This window comes from Stenotrophomonas sp. YJH_SMC_133 (genome assembly GCF_059370655.1).
In genome coordinates this window covers 39166-65139 of record NZ_JCAFTW010000001.1, presented here as the reverse complement: position 1 = coordinate 65139, position 25974 = coordinate 39166, and the positions used below count along the sequence as shown (strand labels likewise).

Here is a 25974-nt window from a genome sequence, read left to right as displayed (position 1 = left end):
GAGCTTGCCAGCTGGACGGGCCGCACCGTCGCGGCCCGTCCGCGCGGTCACGGCTGTACCACCGTGATCGTGGTCGGGTTGCTGCGGCCGACGCCGCGCAGCTGCGGCCGGTACATGTCCTCCACCAGCGGCGGCGGCACCGAGTAGGTACCCGGGGTCACCGCGCGCACCAGGTAGAACACGTTGGCCTTGCTGCCACGCGAGAGCTTCAGCGCGGCCACGTAGCGGTCGTCGCGGAATTCCTCGTGCTTGGTATCGGCCGCTTCACCCCGGTCGCTGATGGTGATGCCATCGACCACCACGTCGGCCCACTGCTTGGCATCGCCCAGGTTGAAGTTCTCGATCTCCAGGCCGGCCGGCAGCAGGTCGGTCAGCAGTGCATCGGGCATCGTGGTGTCGGCAGCGACGGTGACGCGCACGATCAGGGCTTCGCCTTCCTTCAGCGGCCGCGGCGACCACGGCTTGCCATCGGTGCCGTAGTAGCTGCGCTCGACGCCCAGCACGCTGTTATCCGGTGCCGGCGCGCTACGCGGGATACCGGCCACGTCGATGCTGGCGAACATCGGCGGCTGGCCCTGCGGGGTGAAGCGCACGCCGCTGGCGAGTTCATTTGCACTGAAGTTGCGGCCGAACAGCTTGCGTTCGCCGATGGCTTCGGTGTTGCCACCGATCACCAGTTCACCGGCCACCAGCGCCTTCTGGTTGGCAGCAAGCGCCTTGCCAAGGCGGGCAATCGCTACCTGTTCCTGCGTGCTCAGCCACATCCAGCCGGCATTGCGGCGCGCATCCAGGCCACGGCCGAGGTCAACCGCACGTGCATCCCAGGCCGGCTTGGCCAGCTTGTTTTCGTGGGTCAGCGCGATCATCAGCGCGTCATCACGGATCGCACTGCCGTAGTCGCCGAAGTACGACGGGCGTTCGCTGCTGGACTTGGCGAAGGCCGCCGCCAGCGCGGCCTGGCCGCGCTTGGCATCGCCCTGCAACGACAGCGCCACGCCCAGGTGGACCAGCGACAGGCCGCCGACCGCCTTGCTGCGCTCGTTGTCGTACAGCGTGCGCAGGGTACCCAGCGGCGCACGGTTGACCCGGGCCAGCACGTAGCCCGAGTACGCCTGGTTGGCGAACTTCAGCTTCTCGCGGTCGTCCTGGCCATAGAACTGGTTGCCACCGGACAGCAGATCCTCGCTGAGGCGGTTGAGCGCCTTCTGCAGCACGTTGTCGGGCACGGCGAAGCCGGCGTCCTTGGCATCGAGCAGGAACTCGGTGATGTACGGGGTCAGCCACGGGTTCACGTAGCCGTCGTCACCCCACATCGAGAAGTTGCCATTGGCCACCTGCATCGACGCCAGGCGGCCAAACGCACCTTCCATGCGCTCGCGGCGGGTCTTGGCATCCAGCCCGTCGGCACCGAGCATCGACGATGTTGCCTGGTCCAGGATCAGCGCGGCGTAGCCCTTGCTGGTGGTCTGCTCGGCACAGCCATACGGGTAGTTCAATGCACCCTGCAGCGCACTGGCGAACGGGATCGGCGGCAGCGGGCTGACCAGCAGGCGGGCATTCACCGACTCGGCCATCAGGCCATCGGTCAGGCTGTTATCGAGGCTGACCGCGGCCAACGGATCAAGCGTGCGCACCTGCGAACGCAGCACCTGCGGCCACGCCGCACGCACCGGCAGGTCGTAACGGCGATCGGCCTTGAAGCCGTTGCCGTCCACCCGCACCCGCACCTTGGCCACGCTGTGGCCCTCGCGTGCCGAAAGCGGGAAGCTCAACGTGGTCTTGGCGTCGGCATTCAACTGCACGCTGCGGCTGCCCTCGCCCAGGTTCAGCGGGCCCTCGCTTTCCACCTTCACGTTGAACTGGCCCGGCTTGCCGGTGAAGTTCTGCACATCCAGGGTCACGGTGCTGCGGTCGCCCGGAGCGAGCACGCGCGGCATGCTGGCTTCGGCGAGGATCGGCGCACGCACCACGGTTTCCACGTCGCGCTTGCCGTACTGGTCATCGCTGTAGACCAGTGCCGACACCCGCAGGGTGCCGTTGAAGTCCGGCACCTTCAGGCGGATGCGGGCGATGCCCTTGGCATCGAGCTGCACCGGGCCAGAGAACAGGTCCACGGTCTGCACGCGCGCGGTCGGGCGCTTGGCCTGCGGCAACGCCTGCAGCGCCATGTCGCCACCGAACTTCAGCTTGCCGGCACCGCCGTCAAAGCTCTCGATCACCCGGCTGTAGATGTCGTAGGCATCAATGCCGAGACGACGCTGGGCGAAAAAGTGCGCACCGGCGTCGGGCACCGGGAAGCGGGTGATGTTGAGGATGCCCACGTCCACCGCCGAGACCGTGACGTGCGCCATTTTGCCGGCCAGCTGCGGTGCGCTGACCGTCACCGGCAGGTCCTGTTCCGGTCGCATCTGCTTGGGCGCTGCCAGGCCGACGGCCACGGTGCGCCCCTTGCGGTCCATCGGTACGTGCACCACGCCCACCGCACGGGCCGGGGTGATCTTGCTCGGCGCACTGCCGCCGCGGAACACCAGCGCGGTGATGTAGACGTCGTGGCGCTCCCAGTCAGCGGTGACCGGAATCTTGAAGGTCGAACCCGGCTTGGCGTCGATGTCCTGCACGTACAGCATGCGGTCGGTCTCGACCATCAGGATGCCCTTGCCGGCGTGCGGCGGGGTCACCGTCACCTCTAGCGTGTCGCCTGCCTTGTAGCCGGTCTTGTCCAGGCCCAGCTTGATCTTGTCAGGGCGCGCGTCCAGGCCGCGGTTGTCATCACCCCAGCTCCAGCCGGCGCGGAACGGGTAACGGCTGGTCAGGCCGGTGGACGGGTCGAACACGTCCACCCGGTACTCGCCCCACTCCACCGGGAAATCGAAGGCGACCGCACTGCTGCCGGCATCGACGGTGCGGGTTTCCTTGTTCTCGAAACGGCGGGTGAAATCGTAGTCCCAGCGATTGTCGTTGAAGGTCCAGTGGTAGTCGCGCAGCTCGCGCACCAGGGTGATCTTCAGGCCCTTGGCCGGCTGCGGCGTACCAGCAGCATCCACGCGCATCAATTCGAAGCGCGCGTTGCCGTTGGAATCGGCACCGTCCTCCGGGTTGAACAGCGGGCGTACACCAACCAGGGCGTTGGCCGGCCACATCACCCGCTTCAGGGTACGGGTGACCGTGCGGCCACCGGTTTCATACAGGCTGCCGGACAGCACTACGGCAATCGGCGCCTTGGCCTTGGCTGCCTCTTCCGGCAACACGACGTCCTCACGCAGCTGGCCGTTGCCCGGCAGCGTGGTATCGATCACGTCCTTGGCCTCGCGCGGCAGCTGCAGGGTCGGGTCACCGAAGAAATAGCCCGGCAGGCCTTCCACCGGCTTCTGCTCGGCGGCCACCGCCATGCGCGCGGTGAAGCGGTTGCCATCGGCCGGCGCGCCATACAGATAGGCGCCATTGGCCTGCAGGCGCAGGTCCTCACCCGGCTTCAGCGTCTTCTGCGCGCTGTCCAGGTCCAGCTTCATGCGCTCGGGCAGGAACTCCTCGATGCGCAGGGTCATGCCCTGGATCGCTTCCTTGCTGGCCGGGTCGGTGCGGAACTCGACCTGCCAGCGCCCGGTCGGCGCCTCGGCGGGAATGACCTGCTCGAAGTTGATGTAGCCCTGGTCGCCCGGCTGCAGGCGGGTCTCGCGGAAAGTCTTGCCGTCGGGCTGCTTCAGCCGCAGGAATACCGGCTGCGCCTTGACCGGCTTGCCGTCGTTGTCGCGCAGCAGGGCGGACAGGCGCACGGTCTCGCCCGGGCGGTACAGGTCGCGGCCGGACCAGGCGTAGACGTCGAACCACGCATTGTCACGGCCGGCCACGGCGAATTCGCTCAGATCCAGCGCCGGCTGGTTGAACGGCAGGAAGCTGGTGTCCTTGCCGGTGCTGGCGACCAGCACGTGGGTGGCATCCAGGGTGTAGTTCAACAGCGCGTTGCCATTGCCGTCGGTGCTGCCCTTCAGCACAACCTCGCCCTTGGCATCGAGCACGCGCAGGTCGATGCCCTTCAGCGGCGCGCCGTCCTTGAGGCCGGCGGTATGGACGAACAGCTTGTCCTTGTAGGCGCGGGTATGCAGGCCGATGTCGCTGACCGAGAAGAACGCGGTATCGAACTCGCCTTCGTAGTCACCGGTGCGCTTGAGCAGGGCGAAGTACAGGCCCGGCTCCTGCAGTTCCTTGATGTCCTGGGTCGGCAGGTAGGTCAGCACCCGCTCGTTCTTCTTGCCCCCCAGGATGAAGCGGTTGACGTAGACCGGCTCTGCCAGCTTGTTGATCGGGCTGCGCTCGTAGTCGCTGCTCAGCTCCCAGCTGCCGCGGCGGCCGCCGCGCTGGTACTGGCTGAAGAAGGTCGGCAGGTCCTTCTCGCGCACGCGCAGGAACTCGACATCGACCTCCGGCACGTTCACCGAGACCACCGGCAGGCCGCGGCTGTCCTTGGCCGGCAGCACGCTGCCCTGCGAGGCGAAACCGACCACCGGCTTCAGCTCGCCGCTGAACACCTTCTGCTTCAGTTCCTTGCCCAGGCAGCTGCCATCGGCGGCCAGCAGGTCCGGCGAGACCACCAGGCTGAACTCCTTGCCGGCCTCGACGAACGGGTAGCGCAGGGTCAGGCCGTCATCGGACAGCGTCCAGCTGCTGTCGTCGGTGCCGACCTTCTCCTCGAAGCGCACCAGCTTGTCGAAATCCTGGGTACCGACCAGCGGGCGCGAGAACTCCAGCGCCAGCGACAGGCCGTCATTCTTCTGGTCCGGGTAGGCACGCAGCAGGGTGAATTCCTTCACCTGCTCGGCCTTGGTGGTGATCGCCTCACCACTGGCCTTGGGCAGCTGCCCGCTGTCATTGCGGCAGCCGGCCAGCCCCAGCAACAGGCCTCCTGCCAGTACCGCCGCCGCCCATCCCCACCGCTTCCGCCGTGCCGGACCGCTCATGTCGTCACTCCTTGATCGAGGCGGCCATTATAGGCAGGCCGCGTCAAGGTGTTGACGCGATTTCGGCAATTGCCCCAGGCGCGGGTAGTGCCGGCCGCTGGCCGGCAACCGGCATGGCAGGTTGGATGGAATTGCCGGCCAGCGGCCGGCACTACCGATCGCCCTAGCCCGGCAGGTACAGGTCCACGTAGTCGGTCACCGGCATTGCCGCCAGGGCCACCGGGTCCAGCGATGCGGCCAGGATGCGCTGCTGCTGGCTGGTCGGGAAGCGGTGGGCCAAGTGCCGGCGGAACTTGTCCATCAGCAGCGGAATGCCTTCCTCGCGACGGCGGGCATGGCCGAGCGGGTACTCCACCAGCACCTCGGGCAGCTCGGTGCCATCGGTGAAGCGCACGCTCAGGCCGTTGGCGATGCTGCGCTTGTCAGGGTCCAGGTAATCGGCGCTGAGCTGCGGGTCTTCATGGCAGGTCATCTTCGCGCGCAGCGCATCGATGCGCGGATCCGCCGCCACATCGTCCTCGTAGTCCTCTGCCACCAGCCGCCCATGCAGCAATGCGATGGCGACCATGTACTGCACGCAGTGGTCGCGGTCGGCCGGGTTATGCAGTGGGCCCTGCTTGTCGATGATGCGGATGCAGGGTTCCTGGGTCCGGATCGCGATGTGCGCAATGTCCTCGACCCGCCGCCCCATCGCACGCAACTGCTGGTGCAGCATGACCGCGCCCTCCACTGCGGTCTGGCCGTGGAACTCGGCCGGGTAGCTGATCTTGAACAGCACGTTCTCCATCACATAGCTGCCTAACGGTCGCCCCAGCGTCAGTGCCTGACCGCGCATGGACACGGCCTCGAAGCCCCAGGTTGGCGCGCTGAGCACGCTGGGATAGCCCATCTCACCACTGGCCGCCATCAAGGCCAGGCGCACGCCACGGCTGGTCGCATCGCCGGCGGCCCAGCTCTTGCGCGAGCCGGTGTTGGGAGCGTGCCGGTAGGTGCGCAGCGCTTGGCCATCGACCCAGGCCAGCGACAGCGCATTGAGCATGCGCTCGCGGTCCAGCCCGAGCAGTTGGGCGACCACGGCAGTGGTGGCCACCTTGACCAGCACCACGTGGTCGAGCCCGACCCGGTTGAAGGAGTTCTGCAGCGCCATCACGCCCTGGATCTCGTGCGCCTTGATCATCGCCAGCAGCACATCGTGCACGGTCGGCGGCGGACGACGCAGGGCCTGCGCGTTGCGTCCCAGCCAATCGCAAACAGCCAAGATGCCGCCGAGATTGTCGGAAGGATGGCCCCACTCGGCAGCCAGCCAGGTGTCGTTGAAATCCAGCCAGCGCACCATTGCGCCGAGATTGAAGGCGGCCTGCACCGGGTCCAGCACGTAGTGCGTGCCCGGCACGCGCGCGCCGTTGACCACGCTGATGCCCGGCACCAGTGGACCGAGCAGCTTGCTGCAGGCCGGGAAAGAAAGTGCCTCCAGTCCGCACCCAAGCGTATCGAGCAGGCAGTGGTGCGCGGTCTGGAACGCCAGCGGTGAGTCGATGCGTGCGTCGCGCACGTAATCGACGATGTCCACCAGCAGCGCATCCCACGCTGCACGCTCGTTGGATGGGGTGTGGCTGTCGGACATCGTCAATCTCCTCGTTGCGGTGCACGGTTGCCCGTGCACCATGCCAACCAAGGTTGGCATCCACCAGATGCATGTGATGCCGGCGCCGTTCGGCTGGTTACTCGGCCGGTACCCGCACCTTGCCTTCCATCAATACGCGGGCGCTGCGGCTCATGATGGCCTTGGTCACTGTCCACTGGCCGTCAACGAGACCTGCCTGTGCACCCACGCGCAACGTGCCCGAGGGATGACCGAACGTCACCGCTTCGCGTTCGCCGCCGCCGGCGGCGCGATTGACCAGCGTGCCCGGGATCGCCGCCGCAGTGCCGATCGCTACGGCGGCGGTACCCATCATCGCGTGGTGCAGCTTGCCCATCGACAACGCGCGCGCATGCAGGTCGATCGCCGAGGCCGGGATGGCCTTGCCACTGGACGACACGTAGTCCTGTGCCGGTGCCACGAAGGCCACCTTCGGCGTGTGCTGGCGGGTCGCCGCGTCTTCCAGGCTCTTGATCAGCCCCATGCGCAAGGCGCCGTAGGCGCGGATCTTCTCGAAGCGCTCCAGTGCTCCCTTGTCCTCGTTGATCGCCGGCTGCAGCTCGGTGCCGGTGTAGCCCAGGTCGGCGGCGTTGAGGAAGATGGTCGGGATGCCGGCGGTGATCATGGTCACCTCGAAGCTGCCCACGCCGGGCACGTCCAATGTATCGACCAGATTGCCGGTCGGGAACATCGCGCCCGCATCACCGTCATCGGACGGATCGATGAATTCCAGCTGGATCTCGGCCGCCGGGAAGGTCACGCCATCCAGCTCGAAATCGCCGGTCTCCTGCACTTCGCCATCGCGCATCGGCACATGGGCGATGATGGTCTTGCCGATGTTGGCCTGCCAGATGCGTACGGTGCACAGGCCATCGCGCGGCACCCGGGCCGGATCGATCAGCCCATGGGCGATCGCAAACGGACCCACCGCGGTGCTGAGGTTGCCGCAATTGCCGCTCCAGTCGACGAAGGCGGTATCGATCGAGACCTGGCCGTACAGGTAGTCCACATCGTGGTCCGGCACAGAAGCAGTGGAGATGATCACGCACTTGCTAGTGCTGGAGGTGGCGCCGCCCATGCCGTCAGTCTGCTTGCCATACGGATCGGGCGAGCCGATCACGCGCATCAGCAGCGCATCGCGTGCTGCGCCCGGCACCCGCGCGGCCTCGGGCAGGTCCTGCAGGCGGAAGAACACACCCTTGCTGGTGCCACCGCGCATGTAGGTAGCGGGAATACGGAGTTGCGGGAGGAAGGTCATGGATCAGTATCCTGGATGCGACGAACCAATATCGGGGTTGAGCTTCTCGTCTTCGAACAGTGCTTCCATGCCCCGCGAAGCATTCCAGATGCGCACGATGGAAACGTGCGCAGGTAGCTCCACGTAGTAGACCAGGTAGCCGTCGAAGCGACGAACCGGATGAAAACGCAATGGCGCTGGCAGCGAGGGCAACAGATCCGCATGCAGTGCGGAACCAGCACCCGGGTGGGCCTCGATCAGCTTGACGACGGATTCCACCGCATCGATGAAGCCGATTTCCAGCACTTCTCCGCCCTGATCTGCATACCAAGCTGCTGCCTGGTCAAGATCTCGAACCGCTGCAGGGGACCAGTGCGAAGGTTTCACTTGCGGTTCCGTGCACGCTCACGCAGCTTGTCAAAGTGATCCGGCGCCAGAGGCGCCGAAGGACCAGAGGCCAGCCCCTCGGCAATCAGCTGCTTGAGCAGTTCTTCGGCCTTGCTGCGCTGGCGCTGGCGGATCAGGTCACGCACATAGTCCGACGTACTGGAGTAGCCGCCTTCGCGCACTTCTTCGTCCACGAACTGCTTGAGCGGATCGGTCAGCGAAATGTTCATGGTGGCCATGAAACTCTCCTTTGGCAGTTTTTGCCAAGCCAGTGTGCGCCCTGCCCTGGGGTCGGACAAGCCCGCCCCCGGCCTCCGGGGGCGGGCATTCAGCCGGCTATCACGCCACCTTGGCGCCTGCCAGGAAGTCCTGGGCGAAGCGCTGCAGCACGCCGCCGGCCTCGTAGATCGCCACTTCCTCGTCGCTGTCCAGGCGGCAGGTGACCGGCACGATCACGTCCTGGCCGTCGCGGCGGTGGATGACCAGGGTCAGCTCGGCACGCGGGGTACGCTCGCCGATCACGTCAAAGGTCTCGGTACCGTCGATCCCCAGGGTCAGGCGGGTGGTGCCCGGCTTGAACTCCAGCGGCAGCACGCCCATGCCGATCAGGTTGGTGCGGTGGATGCGTTCGAAGCCCTCGGCCACGATCGCCTCGACGCCAGCCAGACGCACGCCCTTTGCGGCCCAGTCACGCGAGCTGCCCTGGCCGTAGTCGGCACCGGCGATGATGATCAGCGGCTGCTTGCGCTCCATGTAGGTCTCGATCGCCTCCCACATGCGCATCACCTTGCCTTCCGGCTCCACGCGCGCCAACGAACCCTGCTTCACGCTGCCGTCGTCATTGCGCACCATCTCGTTGAACAGCTTCGGATTGGCGAAGGTGGCGCGCTGCGCGGTCAGGTGGTCACCGCGATGCGTGGCGTAGGAATTGAAGTCCTCTTCCGGCAGGCCCATCTTCGCCAGGTATTCGCCGGCGGCACTGGACGCCAGGATCGCGTTGGACGGCGACAGGTGGTCGGTGGTGATGTTGTCCGGCAGCACCGCCAGTGCGCGCATGCCTGCCAGCGTGCGCTCGCCCGCCAGTGCGCCCTCCCAGTACGGAGGACGGCGGATGTAGGTGCTCTGCGGGCGCCAGTCGTACAGCGGGCTGACCGCGGTGCCGTGCTCCACGCGCACGTTGAACATCGGGTTGTAGACCTTGCGGAACTGCTCGGGCTTCACCGAGGCCTTCACCACCGCGTCGATCTCGGCATCGCTGGGCCAGATGTCCTTCAGGCGCACTTCGTTGCCGTCGGCATCCACGCCCAGCACGTCCTTCTCGATATCGAAGCGGACGGTGCCGGCGATGGCATAGGCGATCACCAGCGGCGGCGACGCCAGGAAGGCCTGCTTGGCGTACGGATGGATGCGGCCATCGAAGTTGCGGTTACCCGACAGCACGGCCGTGGAATACAGGTCACGGTCGATGATTTCCTGCTGGATCTTCGGATCCAGCGCACCACTCATGCCATTGCAGGTAGTGCAGGCGAAGGCGACGATGCCGAAGCCGAGCTGCTCCAGGTCCGGCAGCAGGCCGGATTCTTCCAGGTACAGCTGGACGGCCTTGGAACCCGGCGCCAGCGACGACTTCACCCACGGCTTGCGCTGCAGGCCACGCGCGTTGGCGTTGCGCGCCAGCAGAGCTGCGGCGATCACGTTGCGCGGATTGGAGGTGTTGGTGCAGCTGGTGATGGCCGCGATGATCACCGCGCCATCGGGCATCAGACCCTGCGCCTGCTCGGCCTTGCCCGCTTCCAGCTTGGCCTCGTCGGCGATGCCGCGCTCGGCCAGCTCGGCAGTGGCCACGCGCTTGTGCGGGTTGGACGGGCCAGCCATGTTGCGCACCACGCTGGACAGGTCGAAGCGCAGCACGCGCTCGTACTGCGCGGTGGCCAGGTCGTCAGCCCACAGGCCAGTGGTGCGGGCGTAGTTCTCCACCAGCGCCACCTGCGATTCCTCGCGGCCGGTCAGGCGCAGGTAATCGATGGTCTGCCCGTCGATGTAGAACATCGCGGCGGTCGCGCCGTATTCGGGGCACATGTTGGAGATGGTGGCGCGGTCACCGATGGTCAGTGCCGCCGCCCCCTCGCCGAAGAATTCAAGGTACGCGCCGACCACGCGCTCCCTGCGCAGGAATTCGGTCAGCGCCAGCACCACGTCGGTGGCGGTGATGCCCGGCTGCGGCCTGCCGGTCAGCTCGACGCCGATGATGTCCGGCAGCCGCATCCACGAGGCACGACCGAGCATCACGTTCTCCGCTTCCAGGCCGCCCACACCAATGGCGATCACACCCAGCGCATCCACGTGCGGGGTGTGGCTGTCGGTGCCCACGCAGGTGTCGGGGAAGGCCACGCCGTCCTGCACGTAGATCACCGGCGACATCTTCTCCAGGTTGATCTGGTGCATGATGCCGTTGCCCGGCGGAATCACGTCCACGTTCTGGAACGCCTGCTTGGTCCAGTCGATGAAGTGGAAACGGTCTTCGTTGCGGCGATCCTCGATGGCGCGGTTCTTCTCGAAGGCCTGCGGATCGTAGCCACCGCATTCCACCGCCAGCGAGTGATCGACGATCAACTGCACCGGCACCACCGGATTGACCTTGGCCGGGTCACCGCCCTTGTCGGCAATCGCATCGCGCAGGCCGGCCAGGTCAACCAGTGCGGTCTGGCCGAGGATGTCGTGGCACACCACGCGTGCCGGGAACCACGGGAAGTCGAGGTCGCGACGGCGCTCGATCAGCTGCTTCAGCGAATCGCCGAGCGTGGCCGGATCGCAGCGGCGCACCAGGTTCTCGGCCAGCACGCGCGAGGTGTACGGCAGAGTGGCATAGGCGCCGGGCTGGATCGCATCGACGGCGGCGCGCGCGTCGAAATAGTCCAGCGCGCTGCCGGGGAGGTTCTTGCGGTAATCGGTATTCATGGGCTGGCGGAATGCTTGGGGCGGGCCGGGTGCCGGCGGTGCGGCGGCGAAAGCATCCGGCCGGCACGCGGCCGGCCGGATGAGTACAGCAGGTGGATCAGACGCGCTTGTCGATGGCGACGAAGTCGCGGTCTTCCGGACCGATGTAATTGGCGCTCGGGCGGATGATCTTGCCGTCGATGCGCTGCTCGATGATGTGCGCGCTCCAGCCGGCGGTGCGGGCGATCACGAACAGGGGAGTGAACATCGCGGTCGGCACGCCCATCATGTGGTAGCTGACGGCGCTGAACCAGTCCAGGTTCGGGAACATCTTCTTGATGTCCCACATCACCGATTCCAGGCGCTCGGCGATGTTGTACATCTTCATGCTCGACTGCTCTTCGGACAGCTCGCGGGCCACGTCCTTGATCACCTTGTTGCGCGGATCGGAGACGGTGTAGACCGGGTGGCCGAAACCGATCACCACTTCCTTGCGCTCGACGCGGGCCTTGATGTCTTCCTCGGCCTCATCGGGACTGTCGTAGCGCTTCTGCACTTCGAACGCCACTTCGTTGGCGCCGCCGTGCTTCGGACCGCGCAGCGCGCCGATGCCACCGCAGATTGCGCTGTACATGTCGCTGCCGGTACCGGCGATGACGCGGCAGGTGAAGGTCGAGGCGTTGAACTCGTGTTCGGCGTACAGGATCAGCGAGGTGTGCATCGCCTTCACCCACGACTCCTGCGGCTTCTCGCCATGCAGCAGGTGCAGGAAGTGGCCGCCGATCGAGTCATCGTCGGTTTCCACGTCGATGGCACGGCCGTTGTGGCTCCAGTGGTACCAGTACAGCAGCATCGAACCGAGGCAGGCCATCAGCTTGTCGGCGATGTCACGCGCGCCCGGATGGTTGTGGTCGTCCTTCTCCGGCGCCACGCAGCCGAGCACGGACACGCCGGTACGCATCACGTCCATCGGGTGTGCCGACGGCGGAAGCTCTTCCAACGCCGCCTTCACCGCAGCAGGAATGCCACGCAGCGACTTCAGTTTGGCCTTGTACGAAACCAGCTCGGCGCGGGTCGGCAGCTTGCCGTGCACCAGCAGGTAGGCGATTTCCTCGAACTCGCTGGTGTTGGCCAGGTCCAGGATGTCGTAGCCGCGGTAGTGCAGGTCGTTGCCGCTGCGGCCCACGCTGCACAGCGCGGTGTTGCCGGCGGCGGTGCCGGACAGGGCGACGGACTTCTTCGGCTTGAAGGTCGGGGTTGCGGTCGTATCGTTCATGTTTCCCTCCGAAAACTTGATGGTGCAGGGTACTGCTTATTTCTTGGCGGCGAACAGTGCATCGAGCTGCTGCTCGAAGGCGTGGTAGCCGATGCGGTCGTAGAGTTCTTCGCGGGTCTGCATGGTGTCCACCACGTTGCGCTGGTGGCCATCGCGACGCACCGCCTGGTAGACGTTCTCGGCGGCCTTGTTGGCGGCGCGGAAGGCCGACAGCGGGAACAGCTGGATCGCAACGCCGGCAGAAGCCAGTTCATCGCGGCTGAACAGCGGGGTGGCGCCGAATTCGGTGATGTTCGCCAGCACCGGCACCTTCACCGCGTCGACGAAGCGGCGATAGGTGTCCAGGTCGTAGGCCGCCTCGGCGAAGATGCCGTCGGCACCGGCCTCGACACAGGCGATGGCGCGCTCGATGGCCTTGTCCACGCCGTCCACCTGGATGGCATCGGTACGCGCGATCAGGAAGAAGTCCGGATCGGTCTTGGCATCGGCAGCCGCCTTCACGCGGTCGACCATTTCACCCTGCGAGACGATTTCCTTGCCCGGGCGGTGACCGCAGCGCTTGGCGCCGACCTGGTCTTCGATGTGGCAGGCGGCCGCGCCGGCCTTGATCAGCGACTTCACGGTGCGCGCGATGTTGAACGCGCTCGGGCCGAAGCCGGTGTCGATGTCGACCATCAACGGCAGGTCGCAGACATCGGTGATGCGGCGCACGTCCACCAGCACGTCTTCCAGGGTGTTGATGCCCAGGTCCGGCAGGCCCAGCGAGCCCGCGGCAACACCGCCGCCGGACAGGTAGATGGCGCGGAAGCCGGCGCGCTTGGCCAGCAGGGCGTGGTTGGCGTTGATCGCGCCGATCACCTGCAGCGGCGATTCGGCAGCCAGCGCCTCACGGAAGCGGGCACCGGCGGAGAAAGGAGTGGAAGCGGTCATGCGGCAATCCAGGTTGAAGTACGGGATAGAGAGCGCAAACACCATGCCAAGCTGCAAGCCGTTGATTTCACGGGAATGACGCCCACGCAACAGTGAAACATATGAAACATTGAAACAGATGTATCATGAAACATCCCGTCCAACGCGCGCCGCCATGTACCTGCCCCGCTCGCCCTTGCGCCACGCCGATGCCGACCCCAGTCGGCCGGTGATCTGGACCGTCAGCGTCTCGCGGCTGACCGGTCTTCTCGGCGACGTCATTCCCGAGTTCGATCGCCGCGCGCGTATCGAGCAGATCAACCTCGGCTTCGAGGAAGCGGTGGACGTGATCGGCCAACGTCTGCGTCGCGAGCACTGCGACGTGGTCATCGCCGGCGGCTCCAACGCGGCCTGGCTGCGCAGCCGGCTGGAGCTGCCGCTGGTGCCGATCCAGGCCAACGGCTTCGACCTGATGGAAGCCTTGGCGCGCGCACGGCGGATCGCCGGCCGTATCGGCCTGGTCACCCACGCCAGCGACGTGCCGGTGTTCAGCAACTTCCAGCAGAGTTTCGGCCTGGACATCGAACACCGCCGCTTCGTCACCCGCGAGGACGCCCGCGACTGCATCGCCGACCTGCGCGCCAACGGCATCGAGGTGATCGTCGGCACCGGCATGGCCATCGACCACGCCGAACAGGCCGGCCTGCCCGGCGTGCTGCTGTACTCGGCAGATTCGGTACGGCAAGCGTTCGAGCACGCGTTGGAACTGACCCAGACCCTGGCCCGCTCCGGCGGCAGCCGGCCCGCGCCGCGCCGCCGTGCCGCACCGCGCAGCGATGCCCACGACCTGCTCGGCGACAGCGAGGCCATGGCACAGGTGCGCGCACAGATCGCGCTGTACGCCCCGCATGACAGCACCGTACTGGTCACCGGCGAAACCGGCACCGGCAAGGAACTGGTGGCGCGCCAGCTGCACGCCGCCAGCGGACGCCGTGGCCGCTTCGTGGCACTGAACTGTGGCGCGATCAGCGAATCGCTGCTGGAAGCGGAGCTGTTCGGCTACAGCGATGGCGCCTTCACCGGCGCACGCCGTGGCGGCCGCGTCGGCCTGGTTGAGGCCGCTGACGGCGGCACCCTGTTCCTGGATGAAATCGGCGAGTTGCCGCTGCCGCTGCAGACCCGCCTGCTGCGCGTGCTGGAAGAACGCGAAGTGCTGCGCGTGGGCGCCACCGAACCGACCCCGGTCGACCTGCGCGTGGTGGCCGCCACCCTGCAATCGCTGGAGCAGCGCGCGGCGACCGGCAGCTTCCGCCGCGATCTCTACTACCGGCTGGCGGCGCTGCGCATCACCCTGCCCGCGCTGCGCGCGCGACGTGGTGACATCCCGTTGCTGGCACAGCACTTCTTCCGCCAGCTGCGCGGCATCGACGCGCCACTGGGTGAGGATGCACGGGCGGTGCTGACCGCCGCAAGTTGGCCAGGCAACGTGCGCGAACTGCGCAATCTGGTGGATCGCCTGCGCATCCACTGGCAGCCGGCTGAAGGGCTGATTGATGCCACGCGACTGCTGCAGCTGGCACCCGAGCTGGTGAATGAGGGCGTCGCGGCGTTGCCGGTGGACAACAACGGCAAGCGGCCGCCGCGTCCACAGCTTGAAGCACTGCTGCAGGAACATCGCAATGACCGCGAGGGCATGGCGCAGGCGCTGGGGGTATCCCGCACCACCCTGTGGCGCTGGTTGCGCGCTGAAGGCCTGTAGAAGTCGAGCTTGCTCGACTGCTTGTGCGGAAACATCAGTCGAGCATGGCTCGACTCTACAACGGCAGCCCGTCCGCCAACAGCAGCTCGATCTCCTCCACCTGCACCACCGGCACCTGCCACGGGTGATGCGGCGCGATGCCCTGTTCAAAGATGCGCTGCAGCCGCTGCGGATCGCGTGGCAGGCAGAATTCCAGGCGCACGCTGTCGACCACTTCGGTGTGGCCCGCCTCACCCTGCACGGGCGACGCACCCGCGTGCGGCCGGAACTGCTCGAATCCTGGCGCCGACCACCACATGCCATGCTCGTAGTCGCCGGCCGCCAGCGCGTCCACTGCCAGGATGCCCTGCTTCACCTCGTCCAGTGCCGCAGTCGGCACGAACACCACCACGCGGTACAGCGGCAGGCGTTGCATCGGGCGGCCTTACGGGTACAGCAGGCGCTTGCTCCAGCGCCCCTCTGCACCGGCTTCATAGCACCAGCGCTCGTGCAGGCGGAACTGCGCGCCGTACCAGAACTCGATGCGGTCCGGCACCACGCGCAGCCCGCTCCAGCCTTCCGGGCGCGGCACGTCCTTGCCTTCGAAGCGGGCTTCGATCTCGGCCACGCGTGCATCGAATTCCTCGCGCGTCGCCAGCGTCTTCGACTGCTGCGAGGCCCACGCGCCAATCCGGCTCATGCGCGGGCGGCTGGCGAAATAGGCATCGGCTTCGGCATCGGCGACCTGCTCGACACGGCCTTCAATGCGCACCTGGATACCGGCCTCGCGCAGGCTGCGCCACAGGAACAACAGCGCGGCCTGCGGATTGGCCTGCAGCTCCCGGCCCTTGTGGCTGTCCAGGTGGGTGTAGAACACGAAACCACGCTCATCGAACGCCTTCAGCAGCACGGTACGTGCCGAGGGACGCCCGTCCGTATCGGCGGTGGCCACGGTCATCGCGTTCGGCTCGACCTCGCGGCTCTGCTTGGCCTCTTCGAACAGGCCGGCAAACGTGGACAGGGCTTCGGCGTACAGGTCGCTCATGATTGCGTTCTTCTCACACGGATTGGGCTATTGTGGCTGCATGGCCGCTGCTGCGTATATGCCCCAGGTGAAAGGATTCCCCGAAACATTGGCCGAACAGGTGCTGGACGATGCACTGGGCAACGCTGCAGCGGTTCCAGTATTGGCGATCAGCGGCCTGCAGGGGAGCGGCAAATCGACGCTGGCCGCGCAGGTGGTGGCGCGCGCCCAGTCGCGCGGCCTGAACGCCGCCACGCTGTCCATCGATGACGTCTACCTGACCCGCGCACAGCGGCAGCGGCTGGCCCGCCAGGTGCACCCGCTGCTGATCACCCGAGGCCCGCCGGGCACCCATGACCTGCCGTTGGCCCATGCAGTGCTGGACGCCGTGGCCACACGCCAGCCCTTCGCGATGCCGCGCTTCGACAAGCTGGCCGATGAACGCCTGCCCGAAGCGCACTGGCCGCGCCTGCAGCAACCGCTGGACCTGCTGGTCTTCGAAGGCTGGTTCCTGGGCACCCCCGCGCAGGATGACGACGCGCTGGACAGCCCGTTGAACGCACTGGAGCGCGAAGCCGACGCCGATGGTCGCTGGCGGCGCTGGTGCAACCAGGCGCTGGCCCGCGACTACCCGGCGCTGTGGCAGCGCTGCGACCGCCTGTGGTTCCTGCAGCCGCCGGATTTCTCGGTGGTACCGCGCTGGCGCTGGCAGCAGGAGCAGAACCTGCAGGCCGCGCAGCCGGGCCGGCACGGCATGAGCCGGCCACAGCTGGAGCGCTTCGTGCAGTACTACGAGCGGGTCAGCCGCCAGGCGCTGCATGCCCTGCCCGCCCTGGCCGACCACGTGGTGGTGCTGGACGGCCAGCGACAGGTGCAGGACGTGCGCTGAGCGCGCCTATTCCACCAGGAAGGTCACCCGCAGGTTGACCCGCCATTCGGTGATTTCGCCGCTGCCATTGGTCACCACCTTGGTCTCGTTCACCCAGGCGCCCTGGATGCCCTTGACCGTCTCGGAGACCTTCTTCAGACCGCTGCGCACGGCGTCCTCCACGCTCTTCGGCGAGGAGGCGGTGATTTCGATGACCTTCGCGACCGTCATGGCCTGTACTCCGGTTGGCGCGGGAAACCCCGCAGGAACGCCTACCCTGACGTGAAGGACGTAAAGGCCAGGGCACGGAGGTGTTAGCATCACAGGGCATGAATCCTGCTCCGAACCTGATCCTGATCGGCCCGATGGGCGCCGGCAAAACCTGCATCGGCCGCCGCCTGGCCGAGCGCTTCACGCTGGACTTCGTCGATGTCGACCAGGCCATCGTCGATGCCGCCGGCGCCAGCATCCCGACCATTTTCGAGCACTCCGGCGAAGCCGGCTTCCGCAGCCATGAACGCGAGGCGCTTGCCCGCGTGCTGGAGGGTCGCGGCCAGCTGGTCTCCACCGGTGGCGGCGCGGTGCTGGATCCTGGCAACCGCGCGTTGATCGCCCAGCGCGGCTTCGTGGTCTACCTGCGGGTCAGCGTGACCGCGCAGCTGGAGCGCCTGGCCCGCGACAAAGGCAGGCCGCTGCTGCAGCGCCCGGACCGTGAGCAGGTGCTGCACGATCTGGCCGCGCACCGCGACCCGCTGTACCGCGAACTGGCCGACATCACCCTTGATACCGACCCGTACACCGCTGCCGACGCGACCGCCCACCTGGTGGTCAAGCTGGCCACGCAATGGCAGCGCCAGGACCTGACCCCATGACTTCCCCCGCCCTGCTGCAGGTCGCCGTCGGCGGCGACCATCCTTACTCCATCACCATCGGCGCCGGTGCGCAGGCCGACGGCACCGCGCTGGCCTCGCATGTGCGTGGCCGCCACGTGCTTTTGCTCAGCGACAGCGAAGTGGCCCCGCGCTATCTGGGTGCCGTGAAGCAGACCCTTCTGACCGCACGCCCCGACCTGATCGTCGGCGAGCATGTGCTGGCCGCGGGCGAAGCCTCCAAGACGCTGGCCGAATTCGGCCGTGCCATCGAAGCGCTGGCCGCGCTCGGCGCCACCCGCGACGCCTGCGTGTTCGCCCTCGGCGGCGGCGTGGTCGGTGATCTGGCCGGCTTCGCCGCGGCCTGCTGGATGCGCGGCGTGGACTGCGTGCAGCTGCCGACCACCCTGTTGGCGATGGTCGATTCGTCGGTGGGCGGCAAGACGGCGGTCGACATCCCTGCCGGCAAGAACCTGGTCGGCGCGTTCCATCCGCCGCGCGCGGTGATCGCCGATACCCGTGTGCTGGCCACCCTGCCGCCGCGCGAGCTGCGTGCCGGCCTGGCCGAAGTGGTGAAGTACGGCGCGCTGGGTGATGCCGTGTTCTTCGAATGGCTGCAGCAGCATGCCGATGCGCTGCTGGCCGGCGACGATGCGGTACTGGCCGAAGCCATCGCGCGCAGCTGCCGGCACAAGGCGGCCATCGTCGAGCGTGATCCGTTCGAGAAGGGCGAGCGCGCCCTGCTCAACCTCGGCCATACCTTCGGCCATGCCATCGAAACCGAGCAGGGCTACTCGGCCCCGGGCCGCGATGCCCTGAACCACGGCGAAGCGGTGGCGGTGGGCATGGTGCTGGCCGCGAAGCTGTCCACCGATCTGGGCCTGGCCGACGATGCCGATCGCGCACGCCTGCAGGCGCTGCTGGAACGGCTCGGCCTGCCGGTGTCGATCCCGGCCGGGCTGGACCCGCAGGCCCTGCTCGGCCGCATGCGGCTGGACAAGAAGAATGTGGCCGGCCGCCTGCGCCTGGTGCTGTGGCGCGGCATGGGCCGCGCCGAAGTGGTGCCGGACGTGGATGAGGCGGCGGTGCTGAAGGTGCTGTCGGCCCGGTAGTGCCGGCCGCTGGCCGGCAACGTCATCAACGAGGAAGCCCGCCAGCCGCCGGCACGACCGCGTTGCGGCCGGGGTCACCCTGGCCCCGCTACAATCGGCCCATGCACGTCTACCTGCAACATCCCGACGCCGGTGCGCAGGCACCGCGCTTCCTGCGCCTGAGCCTGCAGCCGGACCTGTTCGGCGGCTGGGAGCTGCTGCGCGAGAGCGGCCGCGTCGGTAACCGCTCGCAGCTGCGGCGCGAGCTGTTCCTGCAGGCTGACGAAGCCCGTCATGCCTTCGAGAAGGCCCGCGATGCCGAACTGCATCGCGGCTTCCAGATCCTCTCGCACGGCGACTGACGCCGCTGCCAACTTTCGTCCAAGGAATGCCCATCGTGACCAGCCCTCTCCGCAACGATCGCCTGCTGCGCGCCCTGCGCCGCGAACCGGTGGACTGCACCCCCGTCTGGCTGATGCGCCAGGCCGGCCGCTACCTGCCGGAGTACCGCGCAACCCGGGCCAAGGCCGGCAGCTTCCTGGCCATGGCCAAGAACCCGGAGATCGCCTGCGAAGTCACGCTGCAGCCGCTGCGCCGATTCCCGCTGGACGCAGCCATCCTGTTCTCGGACATCCTCACCATTCCCGATGCGATGGGCCTGGAGCTCTACTTTGTTGAAGGCGAAGGCCCGAAGTTCCGTCATCCGGTGCGTGACGAAGCGGCCATCGCCCGGCTGGCGGTACCAGACATGGAGCAGGACCTGGGCTATGTGATGGACGCAGTGCGCCTGATCCGTCGGGAGCTGGACGGCCAGGTACCGTTGATCGGCTTCTCCGGCAGCCCCTGGACACTGGCCTGCTACATGGTGGAAGGCGGCGGCAGCAAGGATTTCGCGCGCATCAAGGCAATGGCGCTGAACCATCCGCAGGCCCTGCACCGCCTGCTGGAGGTCACCACTGACGCGGTGATTGCGTACCTGGGCGCGCAGCGCGCGGCCGGTGCGCAGGCGCTGCAGGTGTTCGACACCTGGGGCGGCGTGCTGTCGCCGGCCATGTACCGCGAGTTCTCGCTGCGCTACCTGCAGCGCATCGCCGAGGGCCTGGAGCGCGGCGCAGGCAGCGAGCGCACGCCGCTGATCCTGTTCGGCAAGGGTACCGGCCTGCACCTGGAAGCGCTGTCGCAGACCGGCGCCGATGCACTGGGCCTGGACTGGACGCTGGACCTGGACGAGGCGATGCGCCGCACCGGTGGCCGCGTCGCGCTGCAGGGCAACCTCGACCCGACCACGCTGTACGCCTCGCCGGATGCGATTGCCGCAGCCGCAGCGCGGGTGCTCGACACCTACGCCGCCGGCAATGGCGGTTCGCGCGAGGGCCACGTGTTCAACCTCGGCCACGGCATGTCGCCGGACATGGACCCGGCCCACGTGCAGGTGCTGGTCGACGCGGTGCACGCGCACAGCCAGCGCTGAGCATTCGGCATACGGTTGCGGCGCGATGTTGATCGCGCCGTGACCCACAGTGCGCGATCATGGCATCCCCCACGCTGCACCGGCCGCACCCCATGTCCACATCGCCATCGACCTACAACCGCCAGCGCCCCCTGCTGTGGCTGGTGTCCTTGGCGATCTTCATGCAGATGCTGGACTCGACCATCGTCAACACGGCATTGCCGGCGATGGCGGCCAGCTTGGGCGAAAGCCCGCTGCAGATGCAGTCGGTGGTGTTCAGCTACGCGCTGGCGGTGGCCACCTTCATTCCCGCCTCGGGCTGGATCGCTGACCGCTACGGCACCCGTCGCACCTTCCTGGTGGCGATCATTCTGTTCACCCTCGGCTCGCTGGCCTGCGCGCTGGCCCAGCACCTGCACCAGCTGGTCGGTGCGCGCGTGCTGCAGGGCATCGGCGGCGCAATGCTGTTGCCGGTCGGCCGGCTGGCAGTGATGCGATCAGTGCCGCGCGAGGATTTCCTGCGCGCGATGAGCTTCATTGCCATCCCGGCCCTGGTCGGCCCGCTGATCGGCCCCACGCTGGGCGGCTGGCTGGTGGAGATCGCCTCGTGGCACTGGGTGTTCCTGATCAACCTGCCGATCGGCGTGATCGGATTCATCGCCGCGATGAAGATCATGCCCGACCACTACGCCAGCCATCGCACCCGTTTCGACCTGCGTGGCTACATCATGCTGGCCTTCGCGATGGTGGTGCTGTCACTGGCGCTGGACGGCATCTCCGGACTGGGCACGCCACACGCGCTGGTGATGCTGATGACCGTTGCAGGGCTGGCGGCGCTGGTGGGTTACTGGCTGCACGCCGCCAATTCGACGGCGCCGTTGTTCTCGCTGGCGCTGTTCCGCGTACCCAGCTACCGCATCGGCATTCTCGGCAATCTTTTCTCGCGCATCGGCAGCAGCGCCATGCCGATGCTGATCCCGTTGCTGCTGCAGGTCGGCCTGGGCCTGGGCCCGATGAACGCCGGCCTGATGATGGTGCCGGTGGCAGCCGCCGGCATGGTCTCAAAGAAACTGGCGGTGAAGCTGGTGGAGCGCTACGGCTACCGCCGCGTGCTGATGGTCAACACCGTGCTGGTGGGCCTGGCGATGGCCAGCTTCATCCTGATGACACCCGGCCAGCACCTGGCCTGGCGCCTATTGCAGCTTGCGTTCTTCGGCGCGGTCAATTCGCTGCAGTTCACCGTGATGAACACCGTGACCCTGCGCGATCTGGACCGTGAGTTCGCCAGTTCCGGCAACAGCCTGCTGTCGATGGTGATGATGCTCGCCGCCGGCTTTGGTGCTGCTGCGGCCGGCAGCCTGCTGGCCGCGTTCGGCAACCACCTGGACAGCAACAGCGCCACCGCCGCGCTGCATGCCACGTTCCTGTGCGTGGGCGCGATCACCCTGACCTCTACGATGATCTTCTGGCAGCTGCCCGATACCAAGCCGGAGCCACGGCAGGTCGAGCACGTTGCGGAGTGAGGGTGGTTCGGCAGGGCCTGCGGCCCTGCACCTGCAGAGGCTTCAAGCCAAGGCAACAGCCGAAGCAAAAGCTGGCGTCCTAAGGGATGGCGGGGTGGATCCGGTTGCGGGAGACGCAGTAAACCCATCCCTGGGGGCTTGGCCGCGGCATCCATGCCGCGGACACTCCCGCAACCGGACCCACCCCGCCTTCGACAGAATTCTGCGATCTGCAGTAGATCCACGCCATGCGTGGATGCCTTTCGATCTCAATTCGACATATTCGATCTCGATAGAGATTCATCCACGCATGGCGTGGATCTACCCGATCGCGAAAATCTGTCAGAGGTGGGGCGGTGTGGGCGCAGGACCGTTGGCGCCATGGATGGCGCCATCGAGCCCCCATGGACGGGTTTACGGCGTGTCCTGCAAGCCCACACCGCCCCACCACCCACGGAATGCCTGCTTTTGCCGTTGCTGTTGCCTTGGCTTGAAGCCTCTGCAGGTGCAGGGCTGCAAGCCCTGCAATAAGCCCTACCTGCCCATCGCCTTGGCGATCGCTTCCACCAGCAGCTCACCGGTCACCGGCTTGCGCAGGAAACCACCGATGCCGGCCGCTTCCACCTGCTGCTGAAGGTCCGGATCGGTCCGTGCCGTCACGGCGAGCAGTGGCAGCATGTAGCCCTGGTTGCGCAGGTGCTGGGCCAGCTCGAAGCCGCTCAGGCCCGGCAGGTCCAGATCCAGCAGGCCGACGTCGAAATCCCCTGCGCTGATCTCGCGCAGTGCCGCCAGCGCATGGCCCGCATGCACCACTTCATGGCCGCGCGCACTCAACAGCCCGCGCACCACATCAGCCACGGTTGCATCATCCTCGACCAGCAGCACGCGCAATGGCGGCATGTTGGCCGCATCCTCGCGGTGCACTTCGCCCTCGGACTCTGCATTGGCATCGACCACCAGCGGCAACGGCAGGGTCACGCCAAAACACGTGCCGCGGCCGAGCTGGCTCTCGACCTGGATACGCCCCTGCATCGCCTGCGCCAGTTCGCGGCAGATCGCCAGGCCCAGGCCGCTGCCGCCGTACTGCGCCGCGGTGCGGGCGCCATCGGCCTGCTCGAAGCGGCGGAACAGGCGCTGCTGCTGTTCCTGGCTGATGCCCGGCCCGGTGTCGCGCACTTCGAAATGCAACGCGCGCAGCTCGCCGTCGCTGCGCGCATGCAGGGTGATGGTTCCACGGCTGGTGAACTTGACCGCGTTGGAGAGCAGGTTGAGCAGGATCTGCCTTACCCGCATCGCATCGCCGGTCGCCTGCAGGCCCGGCGGCAACTGGTTGTCGAGGGTGAAGCGCAGACCCTTCTGCGCTGCCAGAGGTCCCATCAGCGCGGCCAGGTCCTGCAGCAGGCAGCTCAGCGCGAACGGCTTGGACTGCAGCTCCAGCCGTCCGGATTCGATCCGTGCCAGGTCCAGTGCATCGTTGACCAGGTGAAGCAGGTGTTCGCCGGCGTGCCGGATCGACTGCGTGTAGCCGCGCTGCTGCGGGTCCAGCGGCGAGGCCAGCAGCAGTTCGCTCATGCCGAGCACACCGGTCATCGGCGTGCGGATTTCGTGGCCGAGATTGGCCAGGAAGCGGGTCTTGGCCGCCGAGGCCTGTTCGGCCAGTTCCTGTTTATGCAGTGCCAGCTGATAGGCATGGCGCCGCTGCAGGCGACGGCGATACAACCAGGCAAACCAACTGGTCAGCAGAAGCGCGATCGAGGCCAGCACCAGCAGCCCGGACAGGCTGCGCCACCACGGTGGCTGTACACGGAATTCCAGGCTCTGCACCCGCGACCAGACATGGTCGGCCGAGCGCGCCTGTACCTCCAGGCGGTAGCTGCCCGGCGGCAGGCGCGAGAACAGGCGCTCACCGGCCGGCCCCACTTCCACCCAATCGGGGTCGTAGCCGGCCAGGCGGTAGCGGTAGCTGTTGGAGGCCGAATCGGCGAATGACAACAGTCGCGCGACGATGCGCAGGTCACGGTCACCATCGGCAATCTGCAAGGGCGTGTCGTGGGTCAGGTCGAGTACCTGCTCGTTGCGGCGGACTTCGACCCGTTCGATCACCAACGGCGCCCGCCGCACCGACGGCCGCACCTGTTCCGGGTCGAACACCACCACGCCGGCCGGGGTACCGGCCACCAGATGGCCATCGCCGGACATCGTCAACGTGTGCTCGCGGAACTCCTGGCTGGGCAGGCCGTCGTGGACGCCGTACAGGCGCACGCTCTGCCCGTCGGCGCCAACCCGGACCAGGCCGCGCGCACTGGTGGCCCAGGCCACGCCCTGTGCGTCGACCACCAGCCCGGAGGCGGAGATTGCCGGGTAGCCCTGCTCCGCGCCGACAACGGCCTGCCGCTCCAACCGGCCCTGGCTCCAGCGGTAGCGCGACAGGCGGCCATCCTCCGACAGCCAGACCTGGCCATCGCGGCCCACGTGCAACGCATGGATCGCCGTCGCCGGCGCGCCCGGCACCGGCTGGAAGCGCTCGCTTTCCGGCAGCCACTGCAGCAGGCCACGGCTACTGGCCAGCCAGATGTGGTCCTGCGGCCCGCATTCCACATCCAGGTTGAGCTGGCCCTGCTGCAGGCCGCGCTGGCCGTTTTCCAGCTGGCGGCGCAGGCGACCGTCGAGGTCACGCTGCTGCAGACCTGCAGGCAACATCAACCATAGACTGTCGCCGTCACAGGTCATCATCGACTCGATGACCCCTTCCATGGTCGCGTCGGCCCCGGCATCACGGCCCCAGCGACGTAGCTCACGTCGCTTCGGGTCATAGCGCAGCAACGCATCGGTCGAGCCGATCCAGACCTGGCCACGGCGATCCTCGCGTACCGAGGACAACCAGTACATGCCATTGACCCAGGTGCGGTGCTGCTCGATCTTGCCCGTCCTGGGATCGAACCGGTCCAGCGCACCGTGGCTGCCGACCGTCCAGATGCCGCCATTGCTGGAAGGGCTGGTGCCGAGCACGAAGGCATTGCGCAGAGAACCGGTGTCGTCCTCCAATCGCGACAGCACCGAGAACTGCCACCAGCGCGGCAGCAGATGCCACAGGCCGGCATTGGTACTGGCCAACCAGATGCCGCCTTCGCGGTCCTCGTAGGCGCCCGTCCAGTTCGGCCGCACCGGCCCGCGCGCAACGGCGCTGTACAGCGGAACGGTCTGGTACTGCCCATCCACGGCCCGACCAAGCCCGGTACGGGTATCCAACCAATGCCCGCCCTGTTCATCGCGCAGCATCATGCCGAGCACCTGCTCGCCCGGCGGCAGTTTCCAGGGCGGCGATTCAAAACGCCCGTCGGGGCGACGCACCGTGGCGCCGGCCATCGTACTGATCCACAGGCTGCCATCGGGTTCGCTGGTCAACCCATTGATCAGCAGGCTGGGAATGACGTCGGTGCCGACCCGCTCGAAGTCGGTGCCGGTCCAGCGCGCCACGCCATGCTTGGTGCCGACCCACAGGCTGCCATCGGCCAGCGTAGCCAGGTACGGCACCGAGGCGGCAGGCAGGCTGCGGGGATTGTTGGCCTCGGGCAGGAAACGCTGCAGGCGGTCCTGGCTGTCCAGCCGGTACAGCCCACCTTCGTGGGTGCCGAACCAGATCGCACCGTCCGGCGTGGTCGCCAGGCTCCAGACCGTGTTGGTCCCCATCAAGGGCTGGCTGCTGCGGTCGTAGAAATGCAGCTGGCGGCGGTCGGCCGACATCCGTACCAGGCCCGCGTTCTCGGTCCCGATCCAGAGCTGGTTGCGCGCATCGACCAGGACCGTCCAGATGCGGTTGTCGCGCAGGCCATCCTCAGAACGCCAGATCCGGTAGTTGCGCCCGTCGTAACGGGCCAGGCCGTCGTTGGTGGCGATCCACAGGTAGCCATAGCGGTCTTCGGCCATGCGGTTGACGGTATTGGACGGCAGGCCGTCGAATACCGTCACCTGGCGCGGGCTCGGTGGCACCGGCTGCGCGGCAGCGGGTGACAGGCCGCACAGGAGGATCAGCAGCAGCATTGCCGCCCGCAGATACACCACCGATTGCCTCCTCACGCTGCCTGATGA

At 67.2% G+C, this 25974-nt stretch carries 19 protein-coding genes; 7 read left to right on the top strand and 12 right to left on the bottom strand.

The window, feature by feature from the left end; genetic code table 11:
- Window positions 1-47: 47 nt before the first annotated feature.
- From AC5P78_RS00255 to prpB, 8 genes are all read right to left on the bottom strand, one after another.
- Window positions 48-4955: an alpha-2-macroglobulin family protein gene (locus AC5P78_RS00255; protein ID WP_495217141.1), complete on the bottom strand. Its 4908-nt coding sequence runs from the start codon at window positions 4953-4955 to the stop codon at window positions 48-50.
- Between the two features lie 163 nt (window positions 4956-5118).
- A complete protein-coding gene (locus AC5P78_RS00250) occupies window positions 5119-6579 on the bottom strand; it encodes a bifunctional 2-methylcitrate dehydratase/aconitate hydratase (RefSeq protein ID WP_495217140.1) in 1461 nt (486 codons plus the stop codon).
- Window positions 6580-6676: 97 nt separating this feature from the next.
- Window positions 6677-7855, bottom strand: a complete 1179-nt coding sequence (prpF, locus tag AC5P78_RS00245; protein WP_111189059.1) for a 2-methylaconitate cis-trans isomerase PrpF — start codon at window positions 7853-7855, stop codon at window positions 6677-6679.
- Window positions 7856-7858: 3 nt separating this feature from the next.
- Complete coding sequence (locus AC5P78_RS00240; RefSeq protein WP_024956932.1) at window positions 7859-8221, bottom strand: type II toxin-antitoxin system RelE/ParE family toxin; 363 nt, start codon at window positions 8219-8221, stop codon at window positions 7859-7861.
- Window positions 8218-8460 (bottom strand): type II toxin-antitoxin system ParD family antitoxin, encoded by a 243-nt coding sequence (locus tag AC5P78_RS00235; protein WP_005410653.1) that lies wholly within the window; start codon window positions 8458-8460, stop codon window positions 8218-8220. The genes AC5P78_RS00240 and AC5P78_RS00235 overlap by 4 nt, the downstream gene beginning before the upstream one ends.
- Before the next feature lie 100 nt (window positions 8461-8560).
- On the bottom strand, window positions 8561-11179 hold the full coding sequence (acnD, locus tag AC5P78_RS00230; RefSeq protein ID WP_495217139.1) for a Fe/S-dependent 2-methylisocitrate dehydratase AcnD: 2619 nt from the start codon (window positions 11177-11179) through the stop codon (window positions 8561-8563).
- A 97-nt stretch (window positions 11180-11276) separates the two neighbouring features.
- Window positions 11277-12434, bottom strand: coding sequence for a bifunctional 2-methylcitrate synthase/citrate synthase (gene prpC, locus AC5P78_RS00225; RefSeq protein WP_111188339.1), 1158 nt, complete (start codon window positions 12432-12434; stop codon window positions 11277-11279).
- Window positions 12435-12470: 36 nt separating this feature from the next.
- Window positions 12471-13364: a methylisocitrate lyase gene (prpB, locus tag AC5P78_RS00220; protein WP_049404562.1), complete on the bottom strand. Its 894-nt coding sequence runs from the start codon at window positions 13362-13364 to the stop codon at window positions 12471-12473.
- Window positions 13365-13518: 154 nt separating this feature from the next.
- Here prpB and prpR point away from each other — a divergent pair, with 154 nt between their 5' ends.
- On the top strand, window positions 13519-15102 hold the full coding sequence (gene prpR / locus AC5P78_RS00215) for a propionate catabolism operon regulatory protein PrpR (RefSeq protein ID WP_076739161.1): 1584 nt from the start codon (window positions 13519-13521) through the stop codon (window positions 15100-15102).
- 55 nt (window positions 15103-15157) lie between these two features.
- On the opposite strand, the gene AC5P78_RS00210 is transcribed toward prpR, so the two are convergent.
- Window positions 15158-15517, bottom strand: a complete 360-nt coding sequence (locus AC5P78_RS00210; protein WP_060380702.1) for a YqfO family protein — start codon at window positions 15515-15517, stop codon at window positions 15158-15160.
- Between the two features lie 9 nt (window positions 15518-15526).
- Window positions 15527-16126, bottom strand: a complete 600-nt coding sequence (gene pdxH, locus AC5P78_RS00205) for a pyridoxamine 5'-phosphate oxidase (RefSeq protein ID WP_060380703.1) — start codon at window positions 16124-16126, stop codon at window positions 15527-15529.
- 40 nt (window positions 16127-16166) lie between these two features.
- On the opposite strand from pdxH, the gene AC5P78_RS00200 reads away from it, so the two are divergent.
- Window positions 16167-16994: a hypothetical protein gene (locus AC5P78_RS00200; protein WP_060380704.1), complete on the top strand. Its 828-nt coding sequence runs from the start codon at window positions 16167-16169 to the stop codon at window positions 16992-16994.
- A gap of 6 nt (window positions 16995-17000) precedes the next feature.
- On the opposite strand, the gene AC5P78_RS00195 is transcribed toward AC5P78_RS00200, so the two are convergent.
- Window positions 17001-17204 carry a dodecin family protein gene (locus tag AC5P78_RS00195; protein WP_005410663.1) on the bottom strand — a complete coding sequence of 68 codons (204 nt, stop codon included), beginning with the start codon at window positions 17202-17204 and terminating at the stop codon, window positions 17001-17003.
- A 98-nt stretch (window positions 17205-17302) separates the two neighbouring features.
- Here AC5P78_RS00195 and AC5P78_RS00190 point away from each other — a divergent pair, with 98 nt between their 5' ends.
- The 5 genes from AC5P78_RS00190 (at window position 17303) to mdtD (ending at window position 21906) form a co-directional block, all read left to right on the top strand.
- On the top strand, window positions 17303-17845 hold the full coding sequence (locus AC5P78_RS00190) for a shikimate kinase (protein WP_005414151.1): 543 nt from the start codon (window positions 17303-17305) through the stop codon (window positions 17843-17845).
- Window positions 17842-18954 (top strand): 3-dehydroquinate synthase, encoded by a 1113-nt coding sequence (gene aroB, locus AC5P78_RS00185; protein ID WP_109337473.1) that lies wholly within the window; start codon window positions 17842-17844, stop codon window positions 18952-18954. Before AC5P78_RS00190 ends, aroB begins: the two co-directional genes overlap by 4 nt.
- 101 nt (window positions 18955-19055) lie before the next feature.
- Window positions 19056-19295 (top strand): WGR domain-containing protein, encoded by a 240-nt coding sequence (locus tag AC5P78_RS00180; protein WP_005410666.1) that lies wholly within the window; start codon window positions 19056-19058, stop codon window positions 19293-19295.
- 26 nt (window positions 19296-19321) lie between these two features.
- Window positions 19322-20404, top strand: coding sequence for a uroporphyrinogen decarboxylase (hemE, locus tag AC5P78_RS00175; RefSeq protein ID WP_099480911.1), 1083 nt, complete (start codon window positions 19322-19324; stop codon window positions 20402-20404).
- A 92-nt stretch (window positions 20405-20496) separates the two neighbouring features.
- Window positions 20497-21906 carry a multidrug transporter subunit MdtD gene (gene mdtD / locus AC5P78_RS00170; RefSeq protein ID WP_010482759.1) on the top strand — a complete coding sequence of 470 codons (1410 nt, stop codon included), beginning with the start codon at window positions 20497-20499 and terminating at the stop codon, window positions 21904-21906.
- 513 nt (window positions 21907-22419) lie between these two features.
- On the opposite strand, the gene AC5P78_RS00165 is transcribed toward mdtD, so the two are convergent.
- Window positions 22420-25947, bottom strand: coding sequence for a hybrid sensor histidine kinase/response regulator (locus AC5P78_RS00165; RefSeq protein ID WP_099474504.1), 3528 nt, complete (start codon window positions 25945-25947; stop codon window positions 22420-22422).
- Window positions 25948-25974: the final 27 nt, after the last annotated feature.